The 16,722-nt window shown below is 65.3% G+C and carries 15 protein-coding genes; 7 read left to right on the top strand and 8 right to left on the bottom strand.

Annotation, left to right across the window (positions count from 1 at the left end):
- The first annotated feature begins 31 nt into the window (after positions 1–31).
- Entirely contained in the window at positions 32–1,990 is a 1,959-nt protein-coding gene (locus I603_RS08150; protein ID WP_086621725.1) for a S9 family peptidase, read from the top strand.
- Here the strand turns inward: I603_RS08150 and I603_RS08145 are convergent, their stop codons facing one another.
- Genes I603_RS08145 through I603_RS08130 form a run of 4 tightly spaced genes read right to left on the bottom strand, consistent with a single transcriptional unit; the run spans position 1,991 to position 4,784 of the window.
- Entirely contained in the window at positions 1,991–2,371 is a 381-nt protein-coding gene (locus tag I603_RS08145; RefSeq protein WP_232305296.1) for an ACT domain-containing protein, read from the bottom strand.
- Positions 2,368–3,669: an ATP-dependent protease ATPase subunit HslU gene (gene hslU / locus I603_RS08140; protein ID WP_068863906.1), complete on the bottom strand. Its 1,302-nt coding sequence runs from the start codon at positions 3,667–3,669 to the stop codon at positions 2,368–2,370. The genes I603_RS08145 and hslU overlap by 4 nt, the downstream gene beginning before the upstream one ends.
- A 14-nt stretch (positions 3,670–3,683) precedes the next feature.
- Positions 3,684–4,241: an ATP-dependent protease subunit HslV gene (gene hslV, locus I603_RS08135; protein ID WP_068863904.1), complete on the bottom strand. Its 558-nt coding sequence runs from the start codon at positions 4,239–4,241 to the stop codon at positions 3,684–3,686.
- Between the two features lie 54 nt (positions 4,242–4,295).
- Positions 4,296–4,784 (bottom strand): outer membrane protein assembly factor BamE, encoded by a 489-nt coding sequence (locus tag I603_RS08130; protein WP_068863902.1) that lies wholly within the window; start codon positions 4,782–4,784, stop codon positions 4,296–4,298.
- A gap of 256 nt (positions 4,785–5,040) precedes the next feature.
- Here I603_RS08130 and I603_RS08125 point away from each other — a divergent pair, with 256 nt between their 5' ends.
- Positions 5,041–5,568 carry a ubiquinol-cytochrome C chaperone family protein gene (locus tag I603_RS08125; protein WP_068863900.1) on the top strand — a complete coding sequence of 176 codons (528 nt, stop codon included), beginning with the start codon at positions 5,041–5,043 and terminating at the stop codon, positions 5,566–5,568.
- 2 nt (positions 5,569–5,570) lie between these two features.
- Entirely contained in the window at positions 5,571–6,104 is a 534-nt protein-coding gene (locus I603_RS08120; protein ID WP_198157234.1) for a YceD family protein, read from the top strand.
- 17 nt (positions 6,105–6,121) lie between these two features.
- Here I603_RS08120 and I603_RS08115 read toward each other — a convergent pair whose 3' ends face one another.
- A complete protein-coding gene (locus tag I603_RS08115; protein ID WP_068863898.1) occupies positions 6,122–8,101 on the bottom strand; it encodes a hypothetical protein in 1,980 nt (659 codons plus the stop codon).
- Positions 8,102–8,252: 151 nt separating this feature from the next.
- On the opposite strand from I603_RS08115, the gene I603_RS08110 reads away from it, so the two are divergent.
- A complete protein-coding gene (locus I603_RS08110; protein ID WP_068863896.1) occupies positions 8,253–10,529 on the top strand; it encodes a trypsin-like serine protease in 2,277 nt (758 codons plus the stop codon).
- 45 nt (positions 10,530–10,574) lie between these two features.
- Here the strand turns inward: I603_RS08110 and I603_RS08105 are convergent, their stop codons facing one another.
- From I603_RS08105 to I603_RS08095, 3 genes are all read right to left on the bottom strand, one after another.
- A complete protein-coding gene (locus tag I603_RS08105; RefSeq protein ID WP_143736670.1) occupies positions 10,575–10,847 on the bottom strand; it encodes a hypothetical protein in 273 nt (90 codons plus the stop codon).
- Between the two features lie 42 nt (positions 10,848–10,889).
- Complete coding sequence (locus I603_RS08100; RefSeq protein ID WP_068863892.1) at positions 10,890–12,887, bottom strand: TIR domain-containing protein; 1,998 nt, start codon at positions 12,885–12,887, stop codon at positions 10,890–10,892.
- Positions 12,888–12,981: 94 nt separating this feature from the next.
- The gene (locus I603_RS08095; protein ID WP_068863890.1) at positions 12,982–14,157 is read right to left on the bottom strand and encodes a phospholipase D-like domain-containing protein; all 1,176 of its coding nucleotides are present in this window, start codon (positions 14,155–14,157) and stop codon (positions 12,982–12,984) included.
- A 129-nt stretch (positions 14,158–14,286) separates the two neighbouring features.
- On the opposite strand from I603_RS08095, the gene rpoZ reads away from it, so the two are divergent.
- The 3 genes from rpoZ (at position 14,287) to I603_RS08080 (ending at position 16,696) form a co-directional block, all read left to right on the top strand.
- A complete protein-coding gene (gene rpoZ / locus I603_RS08090) occupies positions 14,287–14,631 on the top strand; it encodes a DNA-directed RNA polymerase subunit omega (RefSeq protein WP_068863888.1) in 345 nt (114 codons plus the stop codon).
- A 175-nt stretch (positions 14,632–14,806) separates the two neighbouring features.
- Positions 14,807–15,538: a ParA family protein gene (locus I603_RS08085; protein ID WP_068863885.1), complete on the top strand. Its 732-nt coding sequence runs from the start codon at positions 14,807–14,809 to the stop codon at positions 15,536–15,538.
- Between the two features lie 90 nt (positions 15,539–15,628).
- On the top strand, positions 15,629–16,696 hold the full coding sequence (locus tag I603_RS08080; RefSeq protein ID WP_068863884.1) for a DUF3667 domain-containing protein: 1,068 nt from the start codon (positions 15,629–15,631) through the stop codon (positions 16,694–16,696).
- Positions 16,697–16,722: the final 26 nt, after the last annotated feature.

Genomic DNA, 16,722 nt, shown 5'->3' with positions numbered 1-16,722 from the left:
GGGGCCCGCCGTATGGAGAGAGAACCCGCCGATGCGCCATATCCGCCTGATTGCCGCCCTGCTTGCCCCCCTTCCCCTTGGCGCTGCGCTGCCCGCTGCCGCGCAGGATGCCCCCGCCTCCGCCGAAACGCCCGCCATTCCTGTTCCCGCCGCCCTGACTGCCGAAGACATGCCGCCGGTTCCGCTCACGCTGGCGGAACGCGCCCGGCCCTATCTCGAGGCGCGCGGCGCTTCCTTTGCGGGCTGGGACCCGAATGCCCGCGCGGTGCTGATCTCGACCCGCTTCGCCAATGTCAGCCAGCTGCACCGCGTCGAGGCGCCGATGGGCGCGCGCACCCAGATCAGTTTCGAGGCCGAACCTGTACGCGGCTCCTACGCGCCCAAGCGGGGTGACATCATCCTTGTCACCAAGGATCGCGGGGGCGACGAATATTACCAGTTCCACACGCTCAAGGAGGGACGCCTAACCCTGCTGACCGACGGCAAGAGCCGCAACCAGCTCAATTCCTGGAGCGAGGACGGCGAACTGATCGGCTTCAGCTCGACCCGGCGCAACGGAGTTGATTCGGACCTCTACGTCATGAACCCGCGCGACCCTGCTTCGGCCCGGCTCGTGCACGAAAGCAAGGGCGGTGGCTGGGCGCTGACCGGCTTTTCGCCTGACAAGAAGACCGCCTATGTCGCCGATTACCAGTCGGTGCAGAACCTCGATCTTTACACGCTCGACCTTGCCAGCGGTGCGATGACCCCGATCGGCGATCCGGCGGAAGAAATCGCCTATGGCGGCCTCGCGGTCGCTCCTGACGGCAGCCTTTGGGTAACCAGCGATTACGGCGCCGATTTCCAGCAATTGGGCCGTCTAGACCCGGCTTCGGGGGTGTTCACCCCTGTTTCACGTGAAACATGGGACGTCGACAGCTTCGACCTGTCGGAAGACGGCAAAACCATCGCCTATGTCGTCAACGAGGCCGGGACCGACCGCCTGCGCCTGCTCGATGTGGCGACCGGCAAGGTAACCAGGGTCGATGCCCTGCCCGCAGGCCAGATCAGCGGCGTGAGCTTTGCGCCATGGGGCGAAATCGGCTTCGCCTTCTCCAGCGCCAAGAGCGCGGCGGACGTCTGGTCATTGGACCCCAAGACCATGAAGCTCACCCGCTGGACGCAGAGCGAGACCGGCGGGCTTGATCCGAAGACGAACGTCGAGCCGCGCATCGTAACCACGAAAAGCTTCGACGGGCTCGAGGTCTCGGGCCTGCTCTACCAGCCCGATCCGGCGAAGTTCAAAGGCCCGCGTCCGCTGATCGTGTCTGTCCACGGCGGGCCGGAGGGGCAATCGACTGCAGGCTTCATGGGCCGCAACAACTATTACCTGAACGAACTCGGCATCGGCATCTTCTACCCCAACGTGCGCGGCTCGACAGGCTACGGCAAGACCTTTGTCAGCCTCGACAACGGCCCGTTCAAACGCGAGGATTCGGTCAAGGACATGGCCGCGTTGATCGATGCCGTGCGCGCCGATCCGGCGGTCGATGCGGGCAAGGTGGGCCTGACCGGCGGCTCCTACGGCGGGTACATGTGCTATGCCGCCGCCGTCCAGCTGAAGGACAAGCTGGCCGCGACCCAGTGCACCGTGGCGATCAGCAATTTCGTGAGCTTCCTCGAAAACACCAATCCCTACCGGCAGGACCTGAGGCGGGCGGAATACGGCGACGAGCGCATCCCCGAACAGCGCGCCAAGCTGGCCGAGATCAGCCCGCTCACCCGCGTGAACGAGATCGAAAAGCCGATGTTCGTCATTACCGGCGCCAATGACCCGCGCGTGCCCAAGTCCGAAGCCGACCAGATGGTCGCCGCGATCCGCGCGAACGGGGGCGAGGCCTGGCACCTCGTTGCCGCCGATGAAGGCCACGGTTTCCGCAAGAAGGCCAATTCGGACTACGCCTTTCTGGCGCAGCTGATGTTCTGGCAGGAACACCTGCTCGGGAAGTGATTACCCGGCCCCGCCGGCGAGGCGCTGGAGAATGACCAGCGCCTCGTCGCGGCGCTCCCACGGCACGAACAGGTGATCGTGGTGATATCCGGCCACGACATTGCAGGCGATTCCCCCATCCGCCAGCGCGGCAGAGACCGCCGCGGTCAGCCCTACGCCTTCAAGCGCGGAATGCACCGTCAGGGTAATCCTCGCAAAGGGTGTTCCCGCCCGCTCGCCGGGGACGATCGCGGTGATGCCTTCATCCTCGCGGATCACCGCAAACGCATCGGCGGGAGGCGGACCATCGACCACCTCGAAAAACCACGCCCGGGCGTCCAGCGCGGGAGCCATGCCCGCCAGCATCGCCGCAAGCTCGCTGACGGGCTGGCGCGCGGTCACAGGATATACTTCGAAAGATCGGTATTGCCCGCCAGCCCGGCCAGCCGGTCACGGACATAAGCGGCGTCGATCCGGATAGTCTCTCCCGCGTGGTCCTCGGCCTCGAAGCTGATTTCCTCAAGCAGACGCTCCATCACGGTCTGCAACCTTCGCGCACCGATATTCTCGACGCTGGTGTTAACCTGTGCGGCGATGGCAGCGATTTCGGCAATCGCATCCCCGGTAAAGTCGAGCGTCACCTCCTCGGTGCCGAGCAGCGCCTTGTATTGCGCGACGAGATTGGCGCGGGTTTCGGACAGAATGCGCACGAAATCGCTTTCCGTCAGCGCGCGCAATTCGACCCGAATCGGCAGGCGGCCCTGCAATTCGGGCAGCATGTCGGACGGCTTTGCAACGTGGAACGCACCCGACGCGATGAACAAGACGTGGTCGGTCTTCATCGGGCCGTACTTGGTGGCAACCGTGGTGCCTTCGATCAGTGGCAGCAGGTCACGCTGCACCCCTTCGCGCGACACCGAGCCGCCGCGCACGTCGCTGACCGCGATCTTGTCGATCTCGTCTAGGAAAACGATACCGTTGGTCTCGGCATTCTGGAGCGCGGCACGGGCAACATCGTCCTGATCGAGCCGTTTGTCGGCTTCCTCATCCACCAGCCTGTCCCAGGCATCGGGCACGCGCAGCTTCTGGCGGCGGGTGTTCTTCCTGCCGAAGGCCTTGCCCATCATGTCGGAGAGGTCGATCATCTGCATCGAACCGCCCATGTTGCCCATGTCGAACGGGGCGGAAGGGCTGTCGGCGACCTCTATCTCGACCTCGACATCGTTCATCGCATTTTCGACGATCCGCTGGCGGAAGGCCGCGCGGGTCGCCTCGGAGGCGTTCTCGCCAACCAGTGCATTGAGCAGGCGGTCCATCGCCGCTTCGGACGCCGCCTCGCGCACCTTCTCGCGGCGGCGTTCCTTTTCGAGCCGGATCGCCTCTTCCACCAGATCGCGGGCAATTTGTTCGACATCGCGTCCGACATAGCCGACCTCGGTGAACTTGGTTGCCTCCACCTTGACGAAGGGAGCCTCTGCGAGCTTGGCCAGCCGGCGGCTGATCTCGGTCTTGCCGCAACCCGTGGGCCCGATCATCAGGATGTTCTTGGGCGTGACCTCGTCGCGAAGATCAGCGCCGAGCCGCTGGCGGCGCCAGCGGTTGCGCAGCGCCACGGCGACGGCGCGCTTGGCATCCGTCTGGCCGATAATGTGTTCGTCGAGCGCGGCGACGATCGCCTTGGGGGTAAGATTGTCGATCATGGAATTCCGGTTGCTCAGACGGTCTCGACCGTCAAATTGCCATTGGTGAAGACGCAGATTTCGGCCGCGACCGCCATCGCCTTGCGCGCGATCGTCTCAGCATCGCTTTCGTAATCGGCGAGCGCCCGCGCAGCGGCGAGCGCGAAATTGCCGCCCGAGCCAATCGCGGCGATATCGCCCACCGGCTCCAGCACATCGCCATTGCCGGTCAGCACCAGCAGCGTGTCATGGTCGGCGACGATCATCAGCGCTTCCAGATTGCGCAGGTATTTGTCGGTGCGCCAGTCCTTGGCCAGCTCGACCGCGGCGCGCATCAGCTGGCCGGAATATTGCTCCAGCTTCTTTTCCAGCCGTTCGAACAGCGTGAAGGCATCGGCGGTCGCCCCGGCGAACCCGGCGATCACCTTGCCATCGCCGATCCGGCGCACCTTGCGGGCATTGGGCTTCATTACGGTGTTGCCCATCGACACCTGCCCGTCACCTGCAATGACAGTGGTGCCGCCGCGCCGGACGCCGATGATGGTGGTGCCGTGCCACTGGATGAGGCCGTGGCTCGCCGTGTCGCTTGTCATGCCCGCGAATATGGCGCGCCCGCCGGCAGGATCAAGCACGCCGCCACTGACAGGTCAGGGGCCGCCCGGTCCACCTGCCCCCGGAATGCCTCCACCGCCGACCTGGCCGATATTGCCGAACAGGTCTTCAAGGAAGCCGCGTTCACGGCCAAGGGTCGGGGTCTTGTCGCCATCGGGATCGAGATAGACGACCTGATCCACTCCGCTGCGATCGACTTCGATTACCCGGCCACCTTCGTCAAAGCGCACCGCAAGCACGGAATGCTGCCGGATCCGCGGGCGTGTGAAAGGCCGCTGTCCGGTGATGCTGGAGACATAATACCAAGTTGGCTGACCGAACTGGCTGGTGAAGGTCGGGCGACCGAGGGTGCCTTCGACCGAACGCTGGTTGTCGATTCCGGGCTGGATAACCTCGGTCAGCAGCGGATCGGTGATATAGCCGCGCGATTCGCGGATCGCCGAACAGGCCGGCAGCAGCGCGGCCAGGCCGAGTACAACGGCAGCACGCGCCAAACCGGTCTTGCGACCTGCTCCGGAGTTCATTTTCGCTACTCGCGTCAAAACCTGTCTGTCCCGTCTCTTGCCTGCTGATCGCGGCGGTCTCATATCCCTTGGGTCTTGCGCTTTAAGGGGCTAGGCACAAGCTTGCAACGCACCATCTGCCCAATGCAAGTCGCGCGTAATGACGCAGCGGGCTTGAACCGGGCTTGAACGCATCCCCACGGGAGCGGCGTGCGTAGTCTGCGAGGCACCCGGGCGCAGGGCCGGACCGGCGCAATTGAAAGGCAAGGACACCGCAATGTCGTTTCTCTCCCGACTATTGGGCACCGCTCCCGACCCGCGCGAAGCCGTGCGCCCGCTTTGGCACCGCGTGATCGAACTGGCGCGCGAGCCGGCCTATTATGCCGAATGCGGTGTCGCGGATTCGATCGCCGGACGCTTCGATCTCATCACCGCCATACTAAGCACCGTGATGGTGCGTATCGAGGCCTCGGAAATGCGCGCCGAAAGCGCGCTGCTGGCGGAACTCTTCGTCGAGGACATGGACGGGCAGCTGCGTGAATTCGGCGTCAATGACGTGGTCGTGGGCAAGCGCATCGGCAAGCTGATGAGCGTGCTTGGCGGGCGGCTTGGTGCTTATCGCGGCGCGCTGAATGCGGGCGACGCAGAGCGGTTGACCGCAGCCGTGGCGCGCAACGTGACCTTTGCCGAAGGGGCCGACGAGGCCGCCGGCGCGGCAATGGTCGCCGACCGCCTGCTCAAGCTGTCACAGCGCCTCGCCCGGTTCAGCGACGAGGATATGCTGAAGGCGAGCGCGATCTGGTGACTATGCCCCTGCCCCCTTCCGAACTGTCCCGGATGATCAAGACCCGGCCGCTGCCGGGCGCGCCGGTAGTGATCGAAGCGGACGAGGTTGAGCGTGCAGCGCTGGCGGAACGCTTCGGCCTGGGCGCGGTTCGCTCGCTGCGGGCCGAAGTCTCACTCGAGGCCAAGCCGCGCGCGATCCGTGCGACAGGCAGCCTGCGGGCGGACATCATGCAGCCCTGCGCGGTCTCGGGCGAGGATTTCCCTGTGACCATCGAGGAACCCATCGATCTGCGCTTCGTCGAGGAAGACGCCCGCTCGCTGCCCGAAGATGAAGATGCCGAAATCGAACTCGAAGCCGATGACTGCGACGAGATCGGCTATGCGGGCGACATGTTCGACCTTGGCGAGGCGGTCGCGCAGACGCTGGGCCTGGCGATCGATCCCTATGCCGAAGGGCCCAATGCCGACGCAGCGCGCAAGGCCGCCGGGATCGTCAGGGAAGGCGAACAGGAAGGCCCGCTTGCAGCAATGCTCGCGGCACTGAAGAAAGACTGACGTCTGCGCCTGTCCAATTAGGCCGGCAGCGCCAGGTGCTTCGCGCCGAACACCGCCTGCCAGCTTTCAATTTCGTCCACCACCGCTTCGTCCACCGCATGGACAAGCGCCGCGGCTGCCTCATAGGTCAGCGCCTGCCCGGAACCGGACAGCAGCAGGTCGATGCGCTTCTCGACCTCGCCGAGCCGTTCCGCAGCCGCGCGCGAGATCGCTCCGAAACGCTCGAAATCCCCGAAATAGCGCACGCCGGCGATGTTTGCGCCGAGCGTCGGGAAGGCCACGCCGAGAAAGGTGAACAGCGGGGAGAGCCCATCGGCCCAGCTCCTGGGCGCAATTGCGGTCACGGTTGCGAGTTTGAGAAGGAGATAGGCCAGCACCGAAATCACCGCGAGCGTAAAGCAAGTGGCCGCGACCCGGTCGAGCCGGTGATGAACCCGCTCCAGCCGTTCGGCCTTGGCTTCGTGATAGGCACGCTGGGCCGCAACATGCGGGCGCACGACGCCTTCGAGGCAGGCGCGCAGATAGTCGCGGGTCAGGCGCGCACGCGGCAGGCCGACTTCGCGCAGTGCGTGGCGGGCAAAGTGTTCGGGCCACTCTCCCTCGCTCCCTTCCCGGCCTGCGCGCGGCCAGCGCCCGATCGGACGCGAGACACCGAGCAGCAGGAGAGCGGGCGCATGGCGCAGATATTCCGCCACCCGGCGCAGCTCGAACCAGCGCCGGTGCCAGCCGCGCCGCGATCCAGCCCAGGTGATGGCGAGAATCCCTGTCAGCAGCAGCAATTCGACCGAGGCAAACACCCATTTTACCTTGCCCAGTCCCAACGGATAGAACGCAAGGCCGACGATCACCGCCAGGGCCGCCAGCACGAAGTTGACGCACATGCCGCTGCGATAGGCATCGGACAGGCGGCTTGCGATGCCGTCCGCACGCGCGAATATCGGCAGCAGCGTATCGCGCAGTCGTGCCGCAAGACGGAGATCGGCCCCGGGCGCCTCCTGTGCTGCCCTGAGCAGGCCTGCCGCGCTTCCTGCCGCGATGGCGTCGGGCGCCTCATAGTCGATCTGCAGGCGTCCGGGCAGCAGTCGGCCATCGCCGAACACCTGCTCGATCATGCGGTATAGACCGAAAACACGGCTTGATCGCGGGCGCCATTGCTCGCGCGCGAGTTGCTCCGGTCTCCAACCCTCGACCACCACCGCTGCGCGAATGATTGCCGCCAACCGGGCATCATCGCGCGCTGCATCGGTGCCGAGGGAACCGAAATGGCCGAGCTCCTCGGGCCGCGTGAGGATCGACCAGGCTTGCGGCATGGCCGGATCGATCAGCAGCACCGGGGTGCCCATCGTCAGCGCGGCGACCACGGTATGTCCCGTACCGCCCGGGAGGTTGGAAATCTTCCCGTCCCATATCGCGATGACCAGATCCGTGCGCTCGACCATCACGCGGCCCGCTAGCGCAACATTGTCAGAGGCCAGCGCCTCGAAAGCCCGCACCGCGGCGCGGTCTTCCGGCGCATCGAGCATGGCCAGGAAAAGCGCCTCCAGTTCGGCATCGCGATCGGCCAGCTCGAACAACTGAGCCTTGGTGGTGATCGCCCGGATCGCCGCAGCGCGGCGCTCGACCTCGGGGTCTGCGGCCCGCTCGCCACGGCACAGCGCGGCCGCATCCGCGCTGGTCACCGGATGGGCGTTGATCGCGAGATTGAGATCGGCGCCAAAGGGCATGGGTACCGCAAGGTCCCAGCCGCGGGCCAGCGCGAGTTCGGCAGCGACCTGATCCGTGCCGTCCACCAGCAGGCTGTGCAGCCGGACCGTACCGCGTGTGCCGGGAAAGCCCTTCTCGATCGCGTCGATCCGACCGAACAGCTGGTCAAGCGCGGCGGCAATCGCTTCGGCGTGGGCGGAGAAGGAAGGGTTCGTGGCCCGATGCCCGGTGATGCCGAGCGCCAGTCGCGGCTGCCACTCGGCTTCGAGATTGGCGAAAGGCAAGGGATGCATGGGTTGGCTGTCACTCCTTGCCGGGCAGACCATGTGGCCCACATTTAACGCCTTGGCTCGCCCAGTTACAAGGGGCGATGCGCGCGAAGTGCGGTTTGACGCGCCGCGCGCAAGGGCGCATTGTCGCAATGGGGAAACGGGAGACGGGGTGATGGCGCGCGGATTTGTTTTGCTGCTGGGAGCGCTCCTGGGCTGCGCGATACCGGCAGCGGCGCAGGATATGTCGCCGGGCAGCTTTCCGACGAGCAGCGCCTTGGTAGAACGCGCTGACCCCGACGAGTCGCCCGCCCGCCGCGAGCGCGAGGAAGCCGCGGCAAGAGCAGACCGGACGGCTTGTGATGAAGGCAAGAGCAGCGGCTGCGCGGCGCTCGGCCTTGCCTATCTGACCGGCGCCGGCGTGCCGCAGAACCGGCCGCTTGCCGAAGTGCTGCTGCGCGAGGCCTGCGATGCGGACGAGGGCACTGCGTGCATGGGGCTGGGCCAGCTCTACTTGCCGCGCGTGGCCTTCAGCGAAGAGGACAAGGCGATGCTGGAGCAGGCGGGCAGCGCCTTCGATCGCGGCTGCCGCCTCGGTGTGCTGGATGCCTGCGAGCGGGTGGCCGCTATCCTCGACGGCACCGATGAGGTGGCCGCCGATGCGCTGCGCCGGGATACTTGTGCGAAAGGCGGAACCGCCTCCTGCCGTAGGCTTGCCGACGACTTGTCGATGCGTGATGAAAGCGCTGCGGCCCAAACCGAAGCACAGCGCGTCTTCGCTCGGCTGTGCCGCTCAGGCGACCGCGAATCCTGCGTCAGCCACGCACGCTGGCTGACGCAACAACAGGAGCGTGACGAGGATTCTCGCTCACCCGAACTTCGGGAGATCCAGTCGCTAGGTTGCCGCGCAGGCGATGGCTACCTGTGCCATGATCTGGCGATGGCCGTCTTCGCCGAAGGATCCGGTCCACCCGAACAGCGGGTCGAGGCGCTGGCCTTGTTCGACCGGGCCTGTGACAATGAATCGGACTTTTGCAGCATTCGGACAGCAATCCATGCCCGCCCGCTGCTGGTGCAAGGCTGCGAGGCAGGCAGGGCGCAGGATTGCTATGCCCTGGGCGAACTCTATCAGGCGCCGGGATCGCCACTGGAGTCCGCTGCCGATGCGCGCGCACCGATGGGCAAAGCGTGCGAGGGCGGCATCATCGAGGCTTGCACTATCGCCGCCGAACTCGCGCTGCAGGACAGCGCGCCCGATGCCGCAGCGCGGGCCGAACGCTGGTACCGGACCGGCTGCGCCGGCGGGCAAGCGGGTTCATGCATCGCTTTCGGCCGCAGGCTGGTTGACGGCGATGGCTTCCCCCGCGATCCCGGACAGGGCTATCCGCTGCTCGCGTCGGCATGTGCGAGCGGGCGAACCGATATCTGCGACGAGCTTGAGACCCGGACGGCCACCGATCCCGAGGCTCCCGTGCCGGTCGCCGACAATAGCTATCTGCCCGATGACCCCGAAGCTCTGGAAGAACGCCAGCGCCGGATCAACGAGGAAAACGCCGCCGAACGCAGGGCTTGGCGCGAGTCGGTCTGCACCAGCACCGCGGTCACGTTCCGGGGCACACTCTACGAGGATACCATCTGCGATCCGTTGCAGCGGCTGATCGGCGGCTACCGCCTGCGCCCGGGGCAGGCGCCGTGGCAAGCGCTGTTGTGGCGTCCCGAAAGGCTGGGCACGGAAATCCTGCGCCCGGGCGCACGGGTAGCCTGCGGCGGCGCGATGGTCGCCACTGGCTGGATTCTTACTGCTGCCCACTGCATCGTCGACAAGAACAAGAAATCGCTGCTCGGGCCGGGCCACCGCATCAGGCTCGGGGTATACAATCCCCAGGCCGATGAAGGTGTAAGCTATCCCATCCTGCGCGCGATCCCCCACCCGCGCTATCACGAGCCGAGCCGGGCTTTCGATATCGCGCTGGTGAGGATCGATCCGCGCTCGGGCGTCAAAGGCGAGGCGACCAATTCGATCCGCGCTATCCGGCTGGATCCCGTCTCGCTGGACAAGCGCACGATCACGAACGGCCTTCCGGTCTATACCTATGGCTGGGGCCTTACCGCGCTTGAGGGAGAGACGAGCACATATCTCAAAGGCGCGAAGCTGCGGCTGGAGGATCCTGCGGCCTGCACCCGGCGCACGAAGTTTCGCGGACCACTGCTGGAAGGCGCAGTTCTGTGCGCCAGCGCGCCCGATAACTCCCAGGCATGCTACGGTGACAGCGGAGGTCCGCTGATTACCTATGGCGATACCGGCAACGTTCCAACGGTAATCGCGGTGGTCAGCGCCGGAGAGGACTGCGGCACGACCGGCGTGCCGAGCCGCTATACCCGGATCGCCAAGGTGCGCGACTGGATCGACGACACGATGGCCGGGCGTCCGCACAATCCGCGGCGCCGCTAGGCAGGCTGGCCGTGTCTGGATGCGTGGCCAGCCTGCCGCGTCATCTTATTCGCCGACGCCGGTCTCGGGACCGACTGGATTGCCGGGCGCCATCGCCGGGCCAACCGGGTTGCCGTTGGGGTCGGTACCTTCCGCAGCCTCAGCCGCAGCTTCAAGCGCCGCAGCCTCCTCATCGGTCATGGCCTCACCCTCGGCGGGTGCGGCTTCGGCGGCCTCGGCAGCCGGTTCCTCCGCCGGAGCTTCGGGCGCTTCGCCGCCGCACGCCGCCAGAGCCAGCGCAGCGCCGGAGAGCACGGCAACAGTGAGAATCTTCTTCATGTCTTTCCCCTTCATGTCCCCCTATCGGGCGACGAGGGGCTATCATGAGGAAAGGCGCAAAAGCAAATCCTCAAACGCAGGTTGCCCGCGCAAGGGATTTAGCAACGGATCGTTGCGCGCAAACAGCATCCCCGGATCGCGCGATCCGTAGGCACGTTCGAGCAGCGCCAGCGCCTCGGACGGCTCGCCGCGCTGGGCGCGGATCTGCGCCTGCTGATAAAGGCTAGCGTCCCCGTATTCGGCAACAAGCTGCGACAACGCGTTCTCTGCCGCGGGTGCGTCGTCCAGTTCCCAAGCGGCTATGGCCCGCGCCGTAAGCGAGAATACCGACACTGGCTCCGCCTTGGCAGCAGCCAGCGCTGCGGTGGCATCGCCCTGCATCAGGCGGGCATTGGCAATCGCGAAATGGGCACTGGCGAGGCTGGGATTAAGCTCCAGCGCGCGCTGCATATGGTCAACCACCGCCGAATAATCATGCGCCAGCAGGGCAATATAACCGGCGGTACGGAACGCACGCGCGTTGAGCGGGTCGAGCGGGAGCACCCGGTCCATCATGGCCATCGCGCTTTGCGGGTCGGCACCATAGGCATTGAACATCGCCACCGACCGCAACGCGTCGGCATCACCCTGCGCCAGCCGCTCGGCGGCCTGGTAATGCGACAATGCGGCGCCACGATTGAGCTGGCCGTTGTTGAGCGCAAAGCCCAGCGCAAGATGGCCCTGGGTCAGCCGTTCCTCGAGCGCCAGTGCACGCTCGGCGGCCTCGATTGCAGCGGCGAACAGTGGTGCCACATCGGCAGGGTCGCTGGCAGCGTTGGCGATCGCGGAGAGCATGTTTGCGCGCATCGCATGCGCTGCGGCATAATCGGGATCCGCGGCAATCGCCGCATCGAACTGGGCGAGCGCGCTGCGATCACTCTCTACCCCGGCAGACAGGTCGGCCAGCGCACGGCCGCGCAGAAAGGCTTCGTAAGCGGCGATACTCGCAGTCCCGCCGACATCCTGCTGTGCGGCGATGCTGGTCCTTGCTTCCTCATCAGAGGCAACCTCGGCGACAAGCGAGAGGGCGACCGTCTCGGCAATCTCCGACTGAAGCGCGAACACGTCCTCCAATGCGCGGTCATAAGTCTCCGCCCAGCGCACCAGACCTCCCTCGATCTGGACCAGTTCGGCAGAGACGCGCATGCGCGCCTCGTCGCGCTGCACGCTGCCGCGCAGGATATGATCGACCCCGAGCGTGCGTCCGATCGCGAATTCATCCTCTCCCGCGATTGCGCCCGAGGATGTAGGCGCAGCGACCTTGAGCCGCGGATTGCGCACCAGCACCGAACGCAATTCGTTCGACAGACCATTGGAAAACCACGACTTGCTGTCATCGCCAGTGAGATTGGCAAAGGGCAGCACCACCATCGATACCGCTCCGGCGGCGCTCGGGGCGAAAAGTCCGGTGGCCCAGGCGCCCGCCAGCGCCACAGCTCCGGCCACGCCGACCCCGCCGATAATGGCCGACCGGCGGGAAAGAGTGATGCCCTTCGCTGCCTGCACGGTGCCGGACGGGGATGGGGCAAGGGCTGCACCCGCTGACGCATTGCCCCCGGCGATCGGTGCCTCGCCAGCCTGGCGCGTGACGGCAGCAAGGATCTTCTGCGCCTGGGATGCCGCCGGATCGCCTGACCAACCGGCAATGTCTAGTAATTGGAACTGACGGAAGCCGAGCGGAGCCATGGTGCCATCGAGTGACAGCGGCACCAGGCAGCCGCGCTCGCGTCCGCGCTGCGCCTCGTCGCGCACCCAGTGCGATGCGACCGAGGTCTTCGACCACAGCACCACGACACAATCCGCGGCTTCCAGCGCACCTTCAGTGGTGGCGAGATAGTTCTCGCCACCTTCGAGCCTGCCGTCCCACCAGACATCGAAGCCGTGATCCTCAAGCAGCCCGATCACCGGACGCGAACGGTCAAGGTCCGCACGCGAATAGCTGAGAAAGACTGTCGGGCGGGGCCCGTCAGGCATCTCTTCAGCATCGTTGCGCGTCACCATCGTCGCCGCTCCATCGAGTTCAACAGCCTGACCGTTACATCGAAACCGGCTACCGCGCCACGCCGTCGTGCAACCGGCAGGCTTGCCGCGCCTGTCATCGCGCCACCGTCCGGCTGACGCGATAGTCAGCGAGGGACATCAGGTAGACAAGCCGCCAGCGCAAGCGGTTGAGCGGCGTAGCCCGCCGCGCGTACCAGTGCGGGGTGACCTTCGTGCTGCCCGTCTCGAGATGGTCGATCAGACCGCGCAGCGCCTCGGCCACCTGCGGGTCGCGGATCCGCACCATCAGTTCGACATTGATCCGGAACGAACGCTTGTCGAGATTGGCGCTGCCCACATAGCTGGCATCGTCAACCACCAGCAGCTTCATGTGAAGCTTGCATGCACCGAACTCGAAAATGTGCACGCCGGCCGCCAGCAGTTTCTTGTAGAGCAATCGCGCCACATCGATCGCGGCACCAATGTCGGATTTGCCGGGCATGATCATCCGCACCCTGCCCCGCCTGGCGACCTTGGCGATCTGAGACCGGAAACTGCGGGGCGGAGAAAAATAGGCCGAGACCGTATCCAGCCGCCGCGCCCGGGCGAGGTCCTTCCGGAACTGCCAGGCCCAATGGCCGCGCCGCACCAGAGGGCCGCCGACCAGCAGTTGCACCGCCCCGTCGCCGCCGTCCCACTGCCTGACCATGTCGCGCAGGTATCGCAACTGGCCGCCCTGACCCGATTGCTCGCTTCTGACCCAGTCGGCGACCAGTGCGAACCACGCGGCGAAGCGCTCCACCACGGGCCCCTCGATGACCACCGCCAGATCGCACCAGCCGTTGGCCTCCGGCGGATTGAAATAGTGATCCGAGACGTTGGCTCCGCCGGTCATCACCCGGCCTCCATCGGCAATCACCAGCTTCTGGTGGTTGCGCACCAGATAGCGGGTTCCCCAGCGCGCGGAAAAAATCGCAAAACCGCCGCCTGCGCGGATCAGCGGGTCGAAGAAGGCGCGGCGGGCATCATTGCCGAAGTCGTCGACGATCAGTTGCACCGCGACACCGCGCCCGGCGGCCGCGACCAGCGCATCGCGCACCTTCGTGCCCGAGGCATCATCATCGAAGAGATAATAGAACAGGCATAGGCTGGTGCGGGCGTTGTCGATCAGCTCGAGCAACGCTGCCAGCCGGTCGGCACCGTGCGGCAGGAAAGTGAAGTCATGCCCTTGAGCGGTGATGCGAAAGCGCGGCGGATCGGTATAGCGATCAGTTTCCGGTAGCCTAGCCATGCGTGGGTTATGCCCGTCCATGAGCGGACCATAGCCCGAAACCGGGCGGCGCGCATTATCTTGACTTGCGGGCCCTGCATCCCTAGCTGCTCGGTCTTCCCGATCATTCCGAATCCGAAAAGGCCGCCCATGGCACGCGTTACCGTTGAAGATTGCGTCGACAAGGTTCCCAACCGCTTCGACCTCGTCCTGCTCGCCGCCCAGCGCGCGCGTGAAATCTCCGGCGGCAGCGAGCTGACGATCGATCGTGACCGCGACAAGAACCCGGTCGTGGCTCTGCGCGAGATCGCGGAACAGACCATCGCCCCCAAGGAACTTCATGAAGCGCTGGTCACCAGTCTGCAGAAAATCCTGCCGGACGACGAGGACGAGGCGGACGAAATCGGCTCGCTCAGCCAATCTGCCGAAGCGCTGCGGATCACGGCCTCGGCCCCCGCCCGCACCACCTCGCTCGGTGGCGATTACGACGGCTGAGACGCTTCGTCCGATGCTGCAACCCGAACAGGGCCACCCCGCGGGGTGGCCTTTTTCGTATTCGCGCCCATGACAGCTTTCTGACCCACAGCGGGCCGCACTTGCCTTTGCACCTTGCGCCCCTATCCCTCCGCCCTGTAATCAAACCGTAACACGGAAGGGCAGGCAGTTCGGCATGGCATCGATTGCGGTCTACAGCGTCAAGGGCGGGGTCGGAAAGACGACGCTGGCGGTCAATCTCGCGTGGTGCTCGGCAGGGATTTCGCGCCGCAAGACGCTGCTTTGGGATCTTGATCCGGCCAATGGCTCGGGCTTTCTGCTGGGGATCGACCCGAAGAAGAAACGCGCTGCCGACAGCGTGTTTGCCGATGGCACCGACCCGCTCAAGCTGGTTCAGACCACAGCCTATGCCAATCTCGACTTGCTGCCTGCTGACGAGAGTATCCGTACGCTCGGCCGCCAGCTCGACCGGCTGGGCAAGAAGAAGCGGCTGGCAAAGCTGGTCGAGGGACTGTCCAAGCACTACGACCGGATCATCTTCGATTGTCCGCCGGTCCTTAACGAGGTGAGCGCGCAGGTGATGCGCGCCGCCGATCTGGTCATAGTCCCGCTCCCGCCCTCCCCGCTCTCGGCCCGCGCCTTCGATGTCGTGGTCGAGGAAGTGCGCGGCAGCGGCAAGGGTCATCCGCCGATCCTCCCGGTGCTGTCGATGGTGGACATGCGCCGCACGCTCCATCGCGAGGCGCGCGAGGCCAATCCCAAATGGCCCGTGATCCCGCTCGCCAGTGCGGTCGAACAATGCGCCGTCGAACGCAAGCCGGTCGCCGCCTTTGCCCCGCGCTCACCTGCCGCACGCGCCTTCGCGCAATTATGGACAGCGATCGAACGCAAGCTCGCCTCGCGCTGAGCCGGAGCTGGAGTCCGACAAGCCGCTGGCATCATTCACACTATGCCGCCATAGTCAGGCTCCGCAAATCGGGTCAGGGGGCGCAGCGATATGAACGGAGTTGGCGAAGGGATCGGTGCGGCGATCGAAGGCGGCATCCTTTCGCGCGCGGTCGAACCTTCGCGCGGAGAGGCCACGGGCGCACCCCCTGCGACCAGCGAATGCCTCAATTGCGGGGCGATGGTCACGGGCCCTTACTGCGGCGAGTGCGGGCAGAAAGCCCATGTCCACCGCAGCCTTGCCGCGATCGGGCACGACATCATGCACGGTGTGCTCCATCTCGACGGCAAGCTGTGGAATACCCTGCCGCTGCTCACCTTCAAGCCGGGCCAGCTGACACGCCGCTATATCGAGGGCGAACGGGCGAAATTCGTCAGCCCCATGGCGATGTTCCTGTTCAGCGTATTCGCGATGTTTGCGGTGTTCCAGATGGTGGGGCTTTCAGTCGCCGACGACTTCGCCGAAGGTTGGGCCAATTATGAACAGGACAAGGGACAGCCGTCAGCATTCACGGAAAATATCCGCAAACAGATTCAGACCCTTGAGCGGGAGCGCGCGAGCCTTGCAAGGAATGACCCGCGCCGGATCGAGATCGACAATGAACTCAAGGGTCTCCAGACGATCCTCGACGGCAGTCCGCTCGATCTCGACGATCAGGGCAGCATCGAATTCACCGCAACCGGGATCGAGACGCTCGACAATGGCCTGATCGAGAAGTGGAAGAAGAACCCCAGTCTGATGCTCTACAAGCTGCAGGCGAACGGCTACAAGTTCAGCTGGCTGCTGATTCCGCTATCCCTCCCGTTTGTATGGCTGATGTTTGCCTGGCGGCGCCGATACAAGGCCTATGATCATGCCGTCTTCGTGACCTATTCGCTGGCCTTCATGTCGCTTTTGTTCATCGCGATTTCACTGATAAGCGCGATCCCGGGAGGCGGCGGCTGGGCCGTTGCGCTGTTTATGATCGGCGCGCCGCTGCATCTCTACAAACAATTGCGCTACGCTTATGGACTCACGCAGTTTTCGACGACATGGCGACTGACGGTGCTGCTGTTGTTTGCGATGCCGATCGTGCTCTTGGCGTTCGTGCTGATCCTCGGCGTGCTGGGCGCCTTCTGACGGCCAAAACAAAGGGCGCCGGAATT

Origin of the sequence: Erythrobacter dokdonensis DSW-74 (assembly GCF_001677335.1) — a bacterium.
GTDB classification, from domain to species: domain Bacteria; phylum Pseudomonadota; class Alphaproteobacteria; order Sphingomonadales; family Sphingomonadaceae; genus Erythrobacter; species Erythrobacter dokdonensis.
Note: the sequence above shows the minus strand (reverse complement) of the source record. Positions and strands in the feature narration are given on the sequence as shown.